Source organism: Variovorax sp. GW460-12-1-14-LB1, assembly GCF_059423605.1.
The window spans coordinates 1-15172 of the sequence record NZ_JBWKYF010000005.1 but is presented as its reverse complement, the minus strand read 5'-3'; the positions used below and the strand labels follow the sequence as shown (position 1 = coordinate 15172).

Below are 15172 nucleotides of genomic sequence, written 5' to 3'. Positions count from 1 at the left end.
AGGCTCCAAAAGACGGATTGTAACGAGGCCCTCGCCCGCTTCGCCGGCACGGGTTCTTTTTGACCGTTGCAAAACCGCCTATTCCGGATGTTGCAAAAAGTAAGGCCCAGCTAAACTCCGCGCATGAATCTCCTGCATTGGCTGGTACTGGGTTGCGCGTGCGCGCTGCCGCTCTCGGCGAGCGCGCAATGGCAATGGGTCGACAACAGCGGCAAGAAGGTCTTCAGCGACCAACCGCCGCCCACCGACATCCCCGAAAAGAACATCCTGCGCCGCGCCGGCCCCTCGCCGTCGGCCCGTGCGCCCGCCCCGGCCACGCCGGCCCCCGAAGGAAGCAGCGACACGGCCGCAGCCCCCAAGGCCGCGCCGCCGCCCAAGCCGACGGGCGTGGACAAGGAACTCGAGGAAAAGACCAAGAAGGCCGAGGCCGAGCAGAAGGCCAAGGAAGCGGCTGAAGCGGCAAAGATCGCCAAGGCCAAGGCCGAGAGCTGCGCCCGCGCACGGGAAGGCAAAGCCACGATCGACAGTGGCATCCGCCTCGCCAAGGTCAACGCCAAGGGCGAGCGCGAAATCATGGACGACGCTGCGCGTGCGGCTGAGCAGAAGCGGGTTCAGTCGGTCATCGACAGCGACTGCAAGTAAGCCGGCGGCGGCGGCTCAGTAGCCGTCCTTGCCACCCTTGCGCTTGTTCGCGAACAGGCCCGTGCCACGCGCGCCTTGCCGCTGGAAGCGTTCACGGCGCGCCACCTTCGGATCGACCGTGAGCGGACGGCACAGCTCGATGCGGTCGCCGTCCTTCAACGGCTGCTCCCACGCCACCGCCCGGCCCCAGATGCCCGGCGTCATGGCATGCCGCCAGTCCAGGTCGGGAAAGCGCTGCATGAGATCGCTGGCCTTCACCGCCTCGGCCACCGCGGTGCCGGGCGCGAGCTGCAGGACCTGCTCGAACACCTCGCGCGCCGCCGGCGAACAGCTCAGCGTGACCTCGATGCGGCTGTCGGCCATCAGCCTTCGCCGTAGACCTGTTCGGCGCGCTTGACGAAGGCTTCGACCAGGCTCGATGCGATGGTGTCGAACACCGGCCCCACCAGGGCCTGCAGCGCGAAGTTGCTGAAGCCGTAGCTCATCTGCAGCTCGACGCGGCAGGCGCGTTCACCCTGCTCGCCCACGGGGTGGAATTTCCAGGTGCCGTCGAGGTTGGAGAACGGCCCGTCGACCAGCTTCAGCTGCACCTCGCGGCCCGCAATGTGCGTGTTGCGGGTGGTGAAACTCTGGTGCAGCCCGGCGAAGGCCAGGCCGACTTCGGCGGTCATGCCGCCCTCGTCCTGCTCGATGACGCGCGACTTGTCGCACCAAGGCAGGAACTGCGGGTACTTCGCCACATCGGTGACGAGCGCGTACATTTCTTCGGCGCTGTACCAGATGAGGACGGACTTGTGGACTGTTTTCATAGAATCGGCACAGCGTGCGCGACGGATTGTATTGAAGCCATGCGCCCCCAACTTCTCGAGCCATGGCCACCAAGAAACAAGACACCTCCTCCCGCATCGCCGACAACAAGAAGGCCGCCTACAACTATTTCTTCGAAGAACGCTTTGAGGCCGGCATGGTCCTCGAGGGCTGGGAAGTCAAGTCGCTGCGCGAAGGCAAGGTGCAGCTGACCGACGGCTACGTGGTGATCCGCGACGGCGAGCTGTTCGTGGTCGGCTGCCAGATCAACCCGCTCAAGAGCGCCTCGACGCACGTCAATCCTGATTCGGTCCGCACCAAGAAGTTGCTGCTGCACAAGGAAGAGATCAAGCGCCTCGTCGGCAAGGTCGAGCAAAAGGGCTACACGCTGGTGCCGCTGAACCTGCACTGGAAGGCCGGCAAGGTGAAGTGCGAGATCGCGCTCGCCAAGGGCAAGGCCGAGCACGACAAGCGCGACACCATCAAGGACCGCGAAGGCAAGCGCGAAGTCGAGCGCGCGATGAAGAGCCGCAACCGCTAATTTTTCTTTTTTTGGGCGGCATGGAATAAAACGCGCTCTGCGGGCGTTTGTGCGGTGTCATCGATCCTCGATGCCATCAACCCAGGAGTCTTTCCATGTCACCTATCCGCATGTCGTCCTCCGTCGGCATCGCCGCCGCACTGCTCGGCAGCCTGCTCGCCCTCCCCGCGTTCGCCCAGCCCAAGGCCGCCGATGGCGCGCTGGTCGGTGCGAACGGCATGACGCTCTACACCTTCGACAAGGACACGGCCGGCAGCGGCAAGTCGGCCTGCAACGGCGGCTGTGCCACCAACTGGCCGCCCTTCATGGCAGCCGACAGCGACAAGCCCAGCGGCGACTTCACCATCGTCACGCGCGACGACGGCAAGAAGCAATGGGCCGCCAAGGGCTGGCCGCTGTACTACTGGGTGAAGGACACCAAGCCGGGCGACAAGACCGGCGACGGCGTCAACGGCACCTGGAAAACCGCCAAGCCCTGACACGGACAGGCTCACGGTCTACCCATGGACGCCCGCCTGCTGGTCGAGCACATCCCGAGCCTGCGCCGCTATGCGCGTGCGCTCACGGGCAATGCCTGGGCGGCCGACGACCTGGTGCAGGACACGCTCGAGCGCGCCTGCGGCAAGTGGCGGCTCTGGGTGGTGGGCACCGACCTGCGCGCCTGGCTCTTCACGGTCATGCACAACCTCTTCGCCAGCCAGGTGCGGCGCCGGCCGCCGCCGCATGCGGTCGTGCCGCTGGAGGATGTAGCGCCCGAGCAGCTGCAGGGCGGCGTCGATCCGGGCCTGGGCCTCGACCTGCAGCGCTGCCTGATGCAGCTGCCCGAAGAGCAACGCGCCGTGCTGCTGCTTGTGACGCTCGAAGACCTGTCCTACGCCGAAGTGGCGAAGGTGCTCGGCATTCCGATCGGCACCGTGATGTCGCGCCTCTCGCGCGCCCGCCTTCGCCTGCAGGAGCTGATGGACGGCGCCGCCGCGTCCAGCCGCCCCGGCCTGCGCCGCCTCAAGTGACGTGAAGCACTCCGCCATGAACCGCCCCACCCTGCCCCCCACCGACGACGAGCTGCACGCCTGGGTCGACGGCCAGTTGCCGCCCGAACGCCGCGAGGCGGTCGAGGATGCGCTGGCGCGCGATCCGGCCGTGGCGGCCCGCGTGGCGGCCTGGCATGCCCAGCGCGACGCCTTGCGCCGCCTGCACGGCGGCCTGCTCGACGAACCCGTGCCTGCGCCGCTGATGGGCGTGCTCGAGCGGCGCCGTGCCGAGGCCGGTCGCTCGGCCCCCTGGCTACGCTGGGGCGGCATGGCCGCCGGCCTGCTGGCCGCCTTCGCGGCCGGCTGGCTCGGCAATGCCCAGTGGTCGAGCGCGCCGCGCGCGGCCGGTGCCTCCTTGGCACGCGTACCGGCCGTGCGCGAGTTCGTGCGCGACGCCTCGGTGGCCCACGTCGTCTACACCCCCGAGAAACGGCACCCCGTCGAAGTGGCCGCCGCCGAGCAGCAGCACCTGGTGCAGTGGCTGTCCAAGCGCCTCGATCACCCGCTCAAGGTGCCCGATCTGTCCTCACTCGGCTACACGCTGGTCGGCGGACGCCTGCTGCCCGGCGAAACCGGCGCGCGCGCCCAGTTCATGTTCGAGGACGCGGCGGGTGAACGCATCACGCTGTACATCGGCACGCTCGACGCGCAGGCCGCGGACGCCGCTGCCTCGCGCGAAACCGCCTTCCGTTTTGCTTCGGACGGCGCCGTGCCGAGCTTCTACTGGGTCGACCGGGGTTTCGGCTATGCCGTGGCCGGTCGCCTGCCGCGCGATGCGCTACTGAGACTCGCGACCCTGGCCTACCGCGAGTTATCGTAGCGACGGCATAAACTGCCGGTTCGCGCATTCACCTGGCTTGTTTTCGCGATTGATTTTTCAACTGAAGGAGAAACTGCATGAAATTGCTCAGCGCCTCGATCCTCGCAGCGGCACTGCTCGCCGGCTGCGGCGGCATGTCCACCAAGACCGCTGGAGCGCCCGACACGCCCACCCGCACCGCCGACGGCGTGCTGGTCGGCCCGAACGGCATGACGCTCTATACCTTCGCCCGCGACACCGCCAATGCCGGGACCTCCGCCTGCAACGGCCAATGCGCCACCAACTGGCCGCCGCTCGCCGTGGCCGACGCCGCCAAGCCCATGGGCGGCTACACCATCATCGTGCGTGAAGACGGCAAGAAGCAGTGGGCCTACAAGGGCTGGCCGCTGTACTACTGGGCCAAGGACACCAAGGCCGGCGACAAGACCGGTGACGGCGTGGCCAACGGTGCCTGGAAGGTTGCCCGTCCCTGATGCCGCTGATGTGATGGCGTCGGCCTGACCGGCGCCGCCACCCACGAAAGCCTCGGCATCCGCCGGGGCTTTTTTCATGGTGCACGGCAGAATGGCCCGATGACTTTTGCCGACACCACCCCGGATGCCTTCCACGCGCTTGTGTCTCACGGCCTCATCACCGACGCGCAGCACGATGCCGCGCTCGCACACCCCGAGGCCACAGCCCTGCCACCGATTCCCGGCCCCGCGCATGCACTGGCCTGGATGCGCCTCAAGAACCTGATCGCCGAGGAAGAACTGGATGCAGCGGTGGAACGCCTCGAAGCCGCCTCGCCGGCCGTCACGGCGTTCACCGAAGCGGAAGACATCGCCTACGACGCGGACGACCTGCTGGACCTCGGCAAGACCGGCATCACGCACGAGGCCGTGGTCGCGCTGTTCAACGAAGGACTGATCGACACCGAGACCCGCGACCTGGCGCTGCGTGCCGCGCCTCTGACCGGCGCGCCCGCCGCCCTGGGCCCCACGCTGGGCTGGCTGGTGACCGACGGCCTGCTCGACACGGCGCCGTTCGAAGCGCTCCGCACCCGAGTCGCCGCCGAGCCGGCCTTTGCGACGGCAGCCGACCATCGGCGCATCCTCGACGAGGCCCAGGCGATCGTCGCTGCCGACGAGCAGGAGACCGCCGACATGCTCAAAGAGTTCGCGCGCAGCCAGCAAGCCAGCTGGCGCAACTTCGGAATGATCGTGGTGGCCGTCGTGATCGTGATCGGCTGGTACCTCTTCGGCCGCTGAGGGCGGCGAAAGGTCAGTGCGCGCCGGGCAGCGCGCTGTCCGCCAGCGTGGTGCGGCGCCCGCGCAGCGCGAGCAGCTCGTTGAATACCAGCGCGCCGATCACGAGCACGCCGCCCGTCAGCACGCTGGCCGCAGGCGCCTCCCCGGCGCCGAGCCAGGCCAGCGCGATGCCGAAGATCACCTCGAGCAGCGCCAGCAACGCCACCTCGGGCGCCTTGAGCACCTGCGCGCACAGCACCGAGAGCACGCAGGGAATCGCCAGCTGAAACACCCCCAGGAAGGCCAGCAGTCCCAGGTCATGGGGGCCGGCATGGAACGGCCAGGCCAGCGGCAAGGTGACGAGTGCGGAGAGGGTCGCGCCGATCAGCACCGCGGGCACCAGGTCGACATCCTGCCCCTTGGCGTGCGCATGCTGGACCACGGTCCATTGCGTCGCGCCGGCCAGCGGCACGCACAGCGCCACCAGCGTGCCGACGAGCGACCCACCGCCACCGCCCAGCAGCTGCGTGCCGTACATCCAGCCGATGCCCAGCCCGGCGACCACGATGGCCGCCCAGGTGCGTGCGGGCAACCTGTGCCCGATGAAGAGGCGTGCGGCCAGTGCGGTGAACAGCGGCCCGAGCGACATCGTGACCAGCACGCTCGCGGTGGAGGTGAGGGTCAGCGCCACCATGAAGGCCGTGAACATCACGGCCCAGCAGACGCCCGAGATCCACAACGACCGCCCGCCGCGGCGCAGCAGCGAGAACACCGCCCGCCCCCGCCAAAGCGGCAAGATCACCAGCAGCGCCAGCATCGTGAAGAGGCTGCGCCAGAAGGTGATCTCGAAACTGTGCGCCTGCGCCAGGTGCCGCGTGACAACGCCCGCCGTGCCCCACATGAGGGTCACGACGACCATCAGCCCGACAGCGGCGCCGTGCGTCAAGCGCATGGCCGATCGAAGGCGATCAGCCGTTCGACGTGTCGCGGCCGGCGCGCTTGCGGTCGCTTTCCTTCAGGAAACGCTTGCGCAGGCGCACGCTCTTGGGCGTGATTTCGACCAGCTCGTCGTCCTCGATGAACTCGACGCCGTATTCCAGCGTGAGGTCGATTGGGGGCGTGATCTTGATCGCGTCTTCCTTGCCCGAGACGCGGAAGTTGGTCAGCTGCTTGGTGCGCGTGGCGTTCACGACCAGGTCGTTGTCGCGGCTGTGGATGCCGACGATCATGCCTTCGTACACCGGATCGTTCGCCTTCACGAACATGCGACCGCGGTCGTCCAGCTTGCCCAGCGCGTAGGTGAAGATTTCACCGTCGTCCATCGAGATCAGCACGCCGTTCTTGCGGCTGCCGATCTCGCCCTTGTGGGCTTCGTAGCTGTCGAAGATGTTGCTGATGAGGCCCGAGCCACGCGTCAGGTTCAGGAATTCGTTCGTGAAGCCGATGAGGCCACGCGCCGGAATGCGGTACTCCAGGCGCACGCGGCCACGGCCGTCCGGTTCCATGTTGACCAGCTCGCCCTTGCGTTCGCCCAGTGCCTGCATCACGCCACCCTGGTGGGTTTCCTCGATGTCGGCCGTGACCAATTCGATAGGCTCGTGCTTTTCGCCGTTCACGGTGCGGAACACCACGCGCGGCTTGGACACGGCCATTTCATAGCCTTCGCGGCGCATGTTTTCCAGCAGGATGGTCAGGTGCAGTTCGCCGCGGCCCATGACTTCGAAGATGCCTTCTTCGTCGGTCTCGCTCACGCGCAGGGCCACGTTGTGCTGCAGTTCCTTCTGCAGGCGGTCCCAGATCTGGCGGCTGGTCACGAACTTGCCTTCGCGGCCGGCCAGCGGGCTGGTGTTCACGCAGAAGTTCATGGTCAGGGTCGGCTCGTCGACCTTGAGCATGGGCAGCGGCGCAGGCTTGTCCTTGTCGGTCACGGTGACGCCGATGCCGATGTCGGCGATGCCGTTGATCAGCACGATTTCGCCGGGGCCGGCTTCGGTCGATTGCACACGGTCCAGGCCCTGGAAGGTCAGCACCTGGTTGACGCGGCCCTTGACGGTCTTGCCGTCCGGACCTTCCATGACCAGCACGTCGGTCATGGGCTTGAGCGTGCCCTGGCTGATGCGGCCCACGCCGATGCGGCCCACGAAGGTCGAGAAGTCGAGGGCGGAAATCTGCAGCTGCAGCGGCGCGTTCGGGTCACCCTTTTGCGACGGCACGTGCTTCAGGATGGTGTTGAACAGGGCCGACATGTCGGGGCCCCACTGCTCGCCCGGCGCGCCTTCTTCGAGCGACGACCAGCCATTGATGCCCGAGGCGTACACCACGGGGAAGTCGAGCTGTTCGTCGGTCGCGCCGAGCTTGTCGAACAGGTCGAAGGCGGCGTTGACCACCTTGTCGGGGTTCGCGCCGGGCTTGTCGACCTTGTTCACGACCAGGATGGGCTTCAGGCCCAGGGCCAGCGCCTTCTTGGTCACGAAACGCGTCTGCGGCATCGGGCCTTCCTGCGCGTCGATCAGCAGCACCACGCCGTCGACCATCGACAGTGCGCGTTCCACTTCACCGCCGAAGTCCGCGTGACCCGGGGTGTCGACGATGTTGATGTGCGTGCCTTCCCAGGTCACGGCGCAGTTCTTGGCCAGGATCGTGATGCCACGTTCCTTTTCGATCGCGTTGTTGTCCATCACCGTGTCGACGACCTTCTCGTGCTCGGCGAAGGTGCCCGACTGGCGCAGCAGCTGGTCGACCATGGTGGTCTTGCCATGGTCCACGTGGGCAATGATGGCGATATTGCGGATTTGCTTGGTACTCATGGTGTCGCTTCGGTCTGTGGTGCGTTCAAAAGAATTTGCTGAATTTCGATGGGGTTCAGCAAGCGCCCCGGGATCAGTTCGCCGGCGCTCACGTGGGCGGTGCCCAGGAACGCCTGCGGGTCGGTGCCGAACACGGCCACCGCCTCGGCATCGGCCCAGCCGCCGCGGCGGCGCAGGCCCGAGAGAAAACGTGCGGCATCTTCGGCCGCGAGCGTGACGCGGCTGTGGCCGTCGACCAGCGCTTCGGGAGGCAACAGGCGTGCCAGGCGCTCGTCTTCGGTCATGGCTTCGAGCGCTTCGATGGTGACGCACTGCGCCTGCCCGAATCCGCCCGTGGCCGTGCGGCGCAGCGAGGTCAGGTGCGCGCCGCAACCCAGCGCCTCGCCGATGTCCTCGCCCAGGGTGCGAATGTAGGTGCCCTTGCTCACGCTCGCAACGATGCGAATGCTGGTGTCATCCAGCCGGGTCAGCGCAAGCTGGTGAATGACGACGTCGCGCGGTGCGCGCTCGATCTCGATGCCTTCGCGCGCGTACTCGTACAGCGCTTTGCCGTCTTTCTTGAGCGCGCTGTGCATCGGCGGCACCTGGCGGATCGGGCCGGTGAATTGGGCCTGGACGCGGGCCAGGTCGTCGGATGAAACCTGTACCGGGCGTTCGGCGATCACCTCGCCTTCGGCGTCACCCGTGGCGGTCTTGACACCCAGGCGCGCGACTGCCTCGTAGGTCTTGTCGGCGTCCAGGTGCAGTTGGCTGAATTTGGTGGCGGCGCCGAAACACAGCGGCAGCACGCCTGTGGCGAGCGGATCGAGCGTGCCGGTATGGCCCGCTTTTTCGGCGCGCAGCAACCACTTGGCCTTTTGCAAGGCCTGGTTGCTGGAAAACCCCAGCGGCTTGTCGAGCAGCAACACCCCATGCACAGGGCGCCGCTGCACCCGTGTGCGTGGCGCGTTCATCGCTAGTCGTCTTTCGAGCGCGAAGCAACGGCCTGTGCGATGAGCGCATTCATGTCGGCCGCACGCTCGGTGGTGCGGTCGAACAGGAAGTGCAGCGTCGGCACGGTGTGGATGTGCAGGCGCTTGAACAGGCCATTGCGCAGGAAGCCTGCGGCCTGGTTCAGCGCTTCGGTGGTCTCGGCCACGTCGCCCGTGAGCAGGCTGAAGAAGACCTTCGCATGCGCATAGTCAGGCGTGACCTCGACCGCCTGGATCGTGACCATGCCCACGCGCGGGTCCTTCAACTCGCGCGCGATCAGCTCCGTCAGATCGCGCTGGATCTGGTCGGCGACCTTGAACGCGCGGTTGGGTGCGGCTGCTTTTCTTTTCGGCATGGACTCTTTCGCGTCGAACGCTTACAGCGTCCGGGCGATTTCCTTGATCTCGAAGAATTCGAGCTGATCGCCTTCCTTGATGTCGTTGTAGTTCTTGAGCTTGATACCGCACTCAAAACCTTCGCGGACTTCGCGGACATCGTCCTTCATGCGCTTGATCGAGTCGACTTCGCCGGTGTAGATCACCACGTTGTCGCGCAGCAGGCGGAAATGCGCGCTGCGGTTGACCGAGCCCGAAGTGACGTACGAGCCGGCCACGGTGCCGATCTTCGAGGCCACGAACACCGTGCGGATCTCGGCCGAGCCGATGATCTCTTCGCGGCGCTCCGGTGCCAGCATGCCCGACATCGCGACCTTGATCTCGTCGACGGCGTCGTAAATGATGCTGTAGTAGTTCAGCTGAACGCCATTGCCTTCGGCCAGCTTGCGCGCACCGGCATCGGCCCGCACGTTGAAGCCGATGACCACCGCCTTCGACGCGATCGCGAGGTTGATGTCGCTTTCGCTGATGCCGCCGACGCCGGCGTACACGATCTGCACCTTGACTTCTTCGGTCGCCAGCTTGAGCAGCGACTGGGCCAGTGCTTCCTGCGAGCCCTGAACGTCAGCCTTGATGATGATGCGCAGCGTCTGCACTTCGCCGGCCGACAGGTCGGTGAACATGTTCTGCAGGTTCGCGGCTTGCGCCTTCGCCAGCTTGGTGTTGCGGAACTTGCCCGCACGGTAGGTTGCGATTTCGCGCGCACGGCGCTCGTCGGCCATCACCATGAACTCGTCGCCCGCCTGCGGCACTTCGGTCAGACCCTGGATTTCGACCGGGATCGACGGACCTGCCGACTTGGTGGCCTTGCCGTCTTCGTCCAGCATGGCGCGCACGCGGCCATAGGTCGAGCCGGCCAGCACCACGTCGCCGGTCTTGAGTGTGCCGGACTGCACCAGCACGGTCGCGACCGGGCCGCGGCCCTTGTCGAGCTGGGCTTCGATGACCAGGCCCTTGGCGGCGGCATCCACCGGCGCCTTGAGTTCCAGCACTTCGGCCTGCAGCAGCACCTGCTCGAGCAGGTCGTCGATGCCCTGGCCGGTCTTGGCCGACACCGGCACGAACGGCACGTCGCCGCCGTACTCTTCGGGCACGACCTCTTCAGCCACCAGTTCCTGCTTCACGCGGTCCAGGTTGGCGTCGGGCTTGTCCACCTTGTTGATCGCAACCACGATCGGCACACCTGCCGCCTTCGCGTGCTTGATGGCTTCCTTGGTCTGGGGCATGACGCCGTCGTCGGCCGCCACCACCAGGATCACGATGTCGGTGGCCTGCGCACCGCGGGCACGCATGGCGGTGAACGCCTCGTGACCCGGGGTGTCGAGGAACGACACCATGCCGCGTTCGGTTTCGACGTGGTAGGCACCGATGTGCTGCGTGATGCCGCCGGCTTCGCCCGCGGCGACCTTGGCGCGGCGGATGTAGTCCAGCAGCGAGGTCTTGCCGTGGTCGACGTGACCCATGACGGTCACGACCGGTGCGCGCGGCAGGGCTTCGGCCTGTTGCGCCGACACGTCCTCGTCGGTGAAGGCTTCGGGGTCGTCCAGCGCGGCAACCACCGCGTTGTGGCCCATTTCCTCCACGATGATCATCGCGGTGTCCTGGTCGAGCGACTGGTTGATGGTCGCCATCATGCCCAGCTTCATCAATTGCTTGATGACTTCCTGCGCCTTCACGGCCATCTTGTGCGCGAGCTCGGCGACCGTGATGGTCTCGGGCACGTGCACTTCGAGCACGCGCGCCTCGACCGGTGCGGCCGGTGCGTGCTGCTCGTCATGACCGCCACGGTCGTTGCCACGACGGCCACGCGGGCCTCCGCGCCAGTTCCCGCGGCTGACCCCCCCGCTGGCATCGCCGCGGGTCTTGATTTCCTTCTTCTTGGCAGGATCGCCAGCCCAGCTCGACGAGAGCTTGGCGGACTTGACTTCCTTGCCAGCACCGGCGGCGGCCGGCGCTGCGGCGCCAGGGGCCGCAGGGGCGCCCGGGCGGCCCGGCGGCGTGGCCGGCTTGTGCAGCGTGCCCTTGACCGTCGACTTTTCAGGCTGCGGCTTCTCCGGCGCCTTGTGCGGCACCAGCACGCGGGCCGGTGCGTTCATCATGGCGCGGATGGCTTCGGCTTCGGCCAGGGCCTTGCGGCGACGCTCGTCGAGGTCCTTGGCGCGGGCGGCTTCTTCGTCGGCACGGGCCTTCGATTCGGCGGCGGCCTTGGCCTTGGCGTCTTCCTTGGCCTGCGTAGCGGCGTTCTGGGCGGCCAGCTTGGTGTCGGCAGCCTGCTTCTCGGCAACGGCAGCGGTTTCTGCAGCCGCAGCGGCGGCGGCCACAGCGGCCGGCGCGGCCGGGGCAGCCACCGGCTGCTTCGCGGCTTCCTTGGCCGAGGCGGCGGCGGCTTCAGCGGCCTTCTTCTCGGCGGCGATGCGCGCAGCTTCCTGCTCGGCCTGTTCGGCGCGCTCGGCCTTTTCGGCCTGCTCGCGTTCGCGGGCTTCGGTCTCTTCGCGCTGGCGACGCTTCTCGGCCAGCTCTTCTTCCTGGCGGCGGATCAGCTCGGCCTGGCGGCGTGCATCTTCCTCGCGACGGGCCAGTTCGGCTTCGTCGATCTGGGGCGCGGCCGGTGCGGCGGACGTTTCGGCCGCCTGCTGCTGCGCGCCTTCGGCCGTGGCCGGGTGGCCTTCATCGCGCTGGATGAAGGTGCGCTTCTTGCGCACTTCGACCTGGATGGTGCGGGCGCGACCGGTGGCGTCGGCCTGCTTGATCTCGCTGGTCGACTTCTTGGTCAGCGTGATCTTCTTGCGCTCGGGCTCGGCCGTGCCGTGGCTGGCCTTCAGGAAGCCGAGCAAGCGCTGCTTGTCGGCCTCCGTGAGTGCATCGGTGGCGGCCGCTTTGGGCACGCCTGCGCTCTTGAGCTGGTCAAGCAAGGTTTCGGGAGTCTTCTTGAGCTCGTTCGCGAACTCGGCGACAGTGGTACTGGACATATTGCTTTCGTGCCTCCATACCGTCACTCTTGGCCGGCGAACCAATGTTCGCGGGCTTTCAAGATGAGGGCTTTGGCGTCATCGGCGCTCAGGCCGGTGATTTCGGTGAGTTCATCGACCGCGAGGTCGGCCAGGTCGTCACGGGTGTTCACACCCGCTTCAGCCAGCTGCGGAATCAGGTCGGGATTGAGGCCTTCGAGGTCGCGCAGGTTCTGCGAGACGGTTTCGACACCTTCTTCCTTGGCGATTTCCATGGTCAGCAGCGCATCCTTTGCACGGGCGCGCAGCTCATTGATGGTGTCTTCGTCGAAGGCCTCGATCTCAAGCATCTCGGAGATCGGCACGTAGGCCACCTCCTCGAGGCTGTTGAACCCTTCCGAAATCAGGATGTCGGCGATTTCCTCGTCGACATCGAGCTTTTCCATGAAAAGCTTGCGGCTGGTATCGGTTTCGACGGCCTGCTTCTGGGCCGACTCGTTGGCGTCCATGATGTTGATCTTCCAACCGGTGAGGTCGGAAGCCAGACGCACGTTCTGGCCGCCGCGGCCGATGGCGATCGCGAGGTTTTCCTCGTCGACCACCACGTCCATGGCGTGCTTTTCTTCATCGACCACGATCGACGAGACGTTGGCCGGCGCCAGGGCGCCGATCACGAACTGGGCCGGGTCTTCACTCCACAGCACGATGTCCACGCGCTCACCGGCGAGCTCGTTGGTCACGGCGTTGACGCGAGTGCCGCGCACGCCGACGCAGGTGCCGATCGGGTCGACACGCTTGTCGTGCGAGAGCACAGCGATCTTGGCGCGCGAGCCGGGGTCACGGGCGCAGCTCTTGATTTCGAGCAGGCCTTGTTCGATCTCGGGCACTTCCTGGCGGAACAGCTCGATCATGAACTCGGGGGCCGAGCGCGACAGGATGATCGGCGCGCCGCGCAACGTCAGGTCGACCTCCATGATCATGGCCCGCACGCGGTCGCCGTTGCGCAGGTTTTCCTTGGCGATCATCTCGCTGCGGCGCAGGCGGCCTTCGACGCGCCCGGCTTCCACGATGATGTCGCCCTTGTCCAGGCGCTTGACGGTGCCCACGAAGATCTTGTCGCCGCGCGACATGAAGTCGTTGAGCAGCATCTCGCGCTCGGCGTCGCGGATCTTCTGCAGGATCACCTGCTTGGCAGCCATGGCGCCGATGCGGCCGATCGGCACCGAGTCCACCGCTTCCTCGATGTACTCGCCGACTTCGATGTCCGACATTTCTTCCTTGGCCTCAAACAGGAGGATTTCCTGGTCGGGCAGCTGCAGGCCGGCTTCATCGGGAACGACGTGCCAACGGCGGAAAGTTTCGTAGTCGCCGCTGTCGCGATCGACCGCCACGCGGATATCCACGTCACCCTGATGGAGCTTCTTGGTGGCTTGCGCCAGTGCGGATTCGACCGCGCCGAAGACCACGTCGCGTTCGACGTTCTTCTCGCGCGAGATCGCATCCACCAACATCAACATTTCGCGATTCATGCCACCACTCCTCTTGTTCAGTCCGAAACGTTCGTTCCGTCGTCAATATCCGAAAAACCCGGTTGGGTTTTGGCCTTGCGGCCCTTGAAATCCACAATCGGCGCGAGCCGCGCATCGCGCAGCTCGTCCAATACGAAGCCCAGCGCATGCAACGGTGCAGGCGCGCGCTTCTTGCTCACTTTTTGACCCGGCTTGGTCTCGGGCGCATCGCTCCAGACGATCTGCCAACCCGAACCGCCTTCAGCACGCTCCAGCGTGCCGCGAAACTTCTTGCGATTGGCCGACACCTGGCCCGCCGCGGCAGCACCCATGGGCGCCTTGAGGGTGATGTCGATCACCGCGCCCACGAATCGCTCGAAATCCTGTTCATTGCGCAAGGGGCGATCGATACCGGGCGAGGAGACCTCGAGCCGCTTGTAATCGACCGCATCGACTTCCAGCGCGAATTGCAGCTGGCGCGTGACCTTCTCGCAGTCTTCCACCGTCACGAAGGGTTCGGGCACGCCGGCCGCCACATCTTCAGAGGTGGGGGGCGTCCAGGGCAAATCAATCGTCACGCGCAGCAATCCACCGGCCGAGCGTTCGACCTCGACCAGGTCGTAGCCGAGACCGGCCACGGTTTGTTCTACTGTTTGCTGCAATGCCACGTGTTTGAAAGCGCCTTCTGAATCAATGCCCAAGCCGCAGCACCCGCCCACCACGGATGCCACGACGCCAAATAATTGCTGCTTGAGAATGCATAGACCAAAAAAAACGGGCGGTTGGTACCCGCCCGTTTGGTCGTGAGCCTCGAATTATATGCTATTCGCGTGCATAAATGAAGGACATCGGTATTCAGGCGGCCACAGGGCGCCGGTATTTCGACCAGACCACGGCAAACAGCACCGCGCCCAGGGCCAATGCGGCCGCCGCCACCAGCAAAGGCAGCTCGAAAGAACCGGTGCGCTGGGCCAACGGCGCCGCAAAAAGCGGCCCGATGATCTGCCCCACCCCGTAGGACGCCGTGGCATAGCCGATCAGCCCGGCCGCGGCATTGCCGCGCAGCCGGCGGGCTTCCCGCATGGCGAAAAGAGTGATGGCGGTGAAAGGCATGCCGAGCAACAGGCTGCCCAGCGCAAAACCCGCAATCGTCGGCCAGGCCACCGAAAAAACGACGCCGAGCGCCTGCAATGCATAAGCGGCGGCCAGCAGCAGCCGGTTGTCCCAATGCACCGGGGCGCGGGCGCCGATCAATGCGCCCGGAATGATGGCCGCGCCGAACAGCGGCCAGAAGAAATCCGGCCACGGCGATCCCGGCAGCGCCTGCCGGGCGATCACCGGCAGGAAGGTGGCCGTAATGATGTAACCAAAGCCTGCCAGCCCATAGAGCGCGACCAGCCAGATCGCATCGCTTCGGGCTGACGCCGATCCAGAGGCACTGCCCGCTGCAACAGCCGGACTCGCCGCCGCCC

The 15172-nt window shown here is 66.2% G+C and carries 17 protein-coding genes; 7 read left to right on the top strand and 10 right to left on the bottom strand.

Features of this window, described 5'->3' with window-relative positions:
• Positions 1 to 123: 123 nt before the first annotated feature.
• Positions 124 to 642 (top strand): DUF4124 domain-containing protein, encoded by a 519-nt coding sequence (locus AC07Y4_RS03905; protein WP_447744302.1) that lies wholly within the window; start codon positions 124 to 126, stop codon positions 640 to 642.
• A 15-nt stretch (positions 643 to 657) separates the two neighbouring features.
• Here the strand turns inward: AC07Y4_RS03905 and AC07Y4_RS03900 are convergent, their stop codons facing one another.
• Together AC07Y4_RS03900 and AC07Y4_RS03895 are read right to left on the bottom strand one after the other, a co-directional pair.
• Positions 658 to 1005, bottom strand: a complete 348-nt coding sequence (locus tag AC07Y4_RS03900) for an RnfH family protein (protein ID WP_139701627.1) — start codon at positions 1003 to 1005, stop codon at positions 658 to 660.
• Entirely contained in the window at positions 1005 to 1451 is a 447-nt protein-coding gene (locus AC07Y4_RS03895) for a type II toxin-antitoxin system RatA family toxin (protein ID WP_062477851.1), read from the bottom strand. Before AC07Y4_RS03895 ends, AC07Y4_RS03900 begins: the two co-directional genes overlap by 1 nt.
• 62 nt (positions 1452 to 1513) lie before the next feature.
• Between AC07Y4_RS03895 and smpB the strand changes: the two genes are divergently transcribed.
• The 6 genes from smpB to AC07Y4_RS03865 all read left to right on the top strand — a co-directional run bounded on the left by smpB (position 1514) and on the right by AC07Y4_RS03865 (position 5091).
• On the top strand, positions 1514 to 1990 hold the full coding sequence (gene smpB / locus AC07Y4_RS03890) for an SsrA-binding protein SmpB (RefSeq protein WP_062477854.1): 477 nt from the start codon (positions 1514 to 1516) through the stop codon (positions 1988 to 1990).
• A gap of 95 nt (positions 1991 to 2085) precedes the next feature.
• Entirely contained in the window at positions 2086 to 2469 is a 384-nt protein-coding gene (locus AC07Y4_RS03885) for a COG4315 family predicted lipoprotein (protein ID WP_487846895.1), read from the top strand.
• Positions 2470 to 2493: 24 nt separating this feature from the next.
• Complete coding sequence (locus AC07Y4_RS03880) at positions 2494 to 3000, top strand: sigma-70 family RNA polymerase sigma factor (RefSeq protein ID WP_487846894.1); 507 nt, start codon at positions 2494 to 2496, stop codon at positions 2998 to 3000.
• 16 nt (positions 3001 to 3016) lie between these two features.
• The gene (locus AC07Y4_RS03875) at positions 3017 to 3841 is read left to right on the top strand and encodes an anti-sigma factor family protein (RefSeq protein ID WP_487846893.1); all 825 of its coding nucleotides are present in this window, start codon (positions 3017 to 3019) and stop codon (positions 3839 to 3841) included.
• Positions 3842 to 3918: 77 nt separating this feature from the next.
• Positions 3919 to 4314, top strand: a complete 396-nt coding sequence (locus AC07Y4_RS03870; protein ID WP_062479812.1) for a COG4315 family predicted lipoprotein — start codon at positions 3919 to 3921, stop codon at positions 4312 to 4314.
• A gap of 99 nt (positions 4315 to 4413) precedes the next feature.
• Positions 4414 to 5091, top strand: coding sequence for a hypothetical protein (locus AC07Y4_RS03865; RefSeq protein ID WP_487846892.1), 678 nt, complete (start codon positions 4414 to 4416; stop codon positions 5089 to 5091).
• A 13-nt stretch (positions 5092 to 5104) separates the two neighbouring features.
• Here the strand turns inward: AC07Y4_RS03865 and AC07Y4_RS03860 are convergent, their stop codons facing one another.
• From AC07Y4_RS03860 to AC07Y4_RS03825, 8 genes are all read right to left on the bottom strand, one after another.
• Positions 5105 to 6022 (bottom strand): DMT family transporter, encoded by a 918-nt coding sequence (locus AC07Y4_RS03860; protein WP_487846891.1) that lies wholly within the window; start codon positions 6020 to 6022, stop codon positions 5105 to 5107.
• A 16-nt stretch (positions 6023 to 6038) separates the two neighbouring features.
• Entirely contained in the window at positions 6039 to 7877 is a 1839-nt protein-coding gene (typA, locus tag AC07Y4_RS03855; RefSeq protein ID WP_095745387.1) for a translational GTPase TypA, read from the bottom strand.
• Positions 7874 to 8830: a tRNA pseudouridine(55) synthase TruB gene (truB, locus tag AC07Y4_RS03850; RefSeq protein WP_487846890.1), complete on the bottom strand. Its 957-nt coding sequence runs from the start codon at positions 8828 to 8830 to the stop codon at positions 7874 to 7876. The genes typA and truB overlap by 4 nt, the downstream gene beginning before the upstream one ends.
• A gap of 2 nt (positions 8831 to 8832) precedes the next feature.
• A complete protein-coding gene (rbfA, locus tag AC07Y4_RS03845; protein ID WP_070060772.1) occupies positions 8833 to 9204 on the bottom strand; it encodes a 30S ribosome-binding factor RbfA in 372 nt (123 codons plus the stop codon).
• 21 nt (positions 9205 to 9225) lie between these two features.
• Positions 9226 to 12213 (bottom strand): translation initiation factor IF-2, encoded by a 2988-nt coding sequence (infB, locus tag AC07Y4_RS03840; RefSeq protein ID WP_062479820.1) that lies wholly within the window; start codon positions 12211 to 12213, stop codon positions 9226 to 9228.
• A gap of 23 nt (positions 12214 to 12236) precedes the next feature.
• A complete protein-coding gene (nusA, locus tag AC07Y4_RS03835) occupies positions 12237 to 13721 on the bottom strand; it encodes a transcription termination factor NusA (protein ID WP_487846889.1) in 1485 nt (494 codons plus the stop codon).
• Between the two features lie 17 nt (positions 13722 to 13738).
• Positions 13739 to 14368, bottom strand: a complete 630-nt coding sequence (gene rimP / locus AC07Y4_RS03830; RefSeq protein ID WP_487846888.1) for a ribosome maturation factor RimP — start codon at positions 14366 to 14368, stop codon at positions 13739 to 13741.
• 187 nt (positions 14369 to 14555) lie between these two features.
• On the bottom strand, positions 14556 to 15172 hold a 617-nt coding region (locus tag AC07Y4_RS03825), incomplete at its 5' end, for a YbfB/YjiJ family MFS transporter (RefSeq protein ID WP_495274192.1).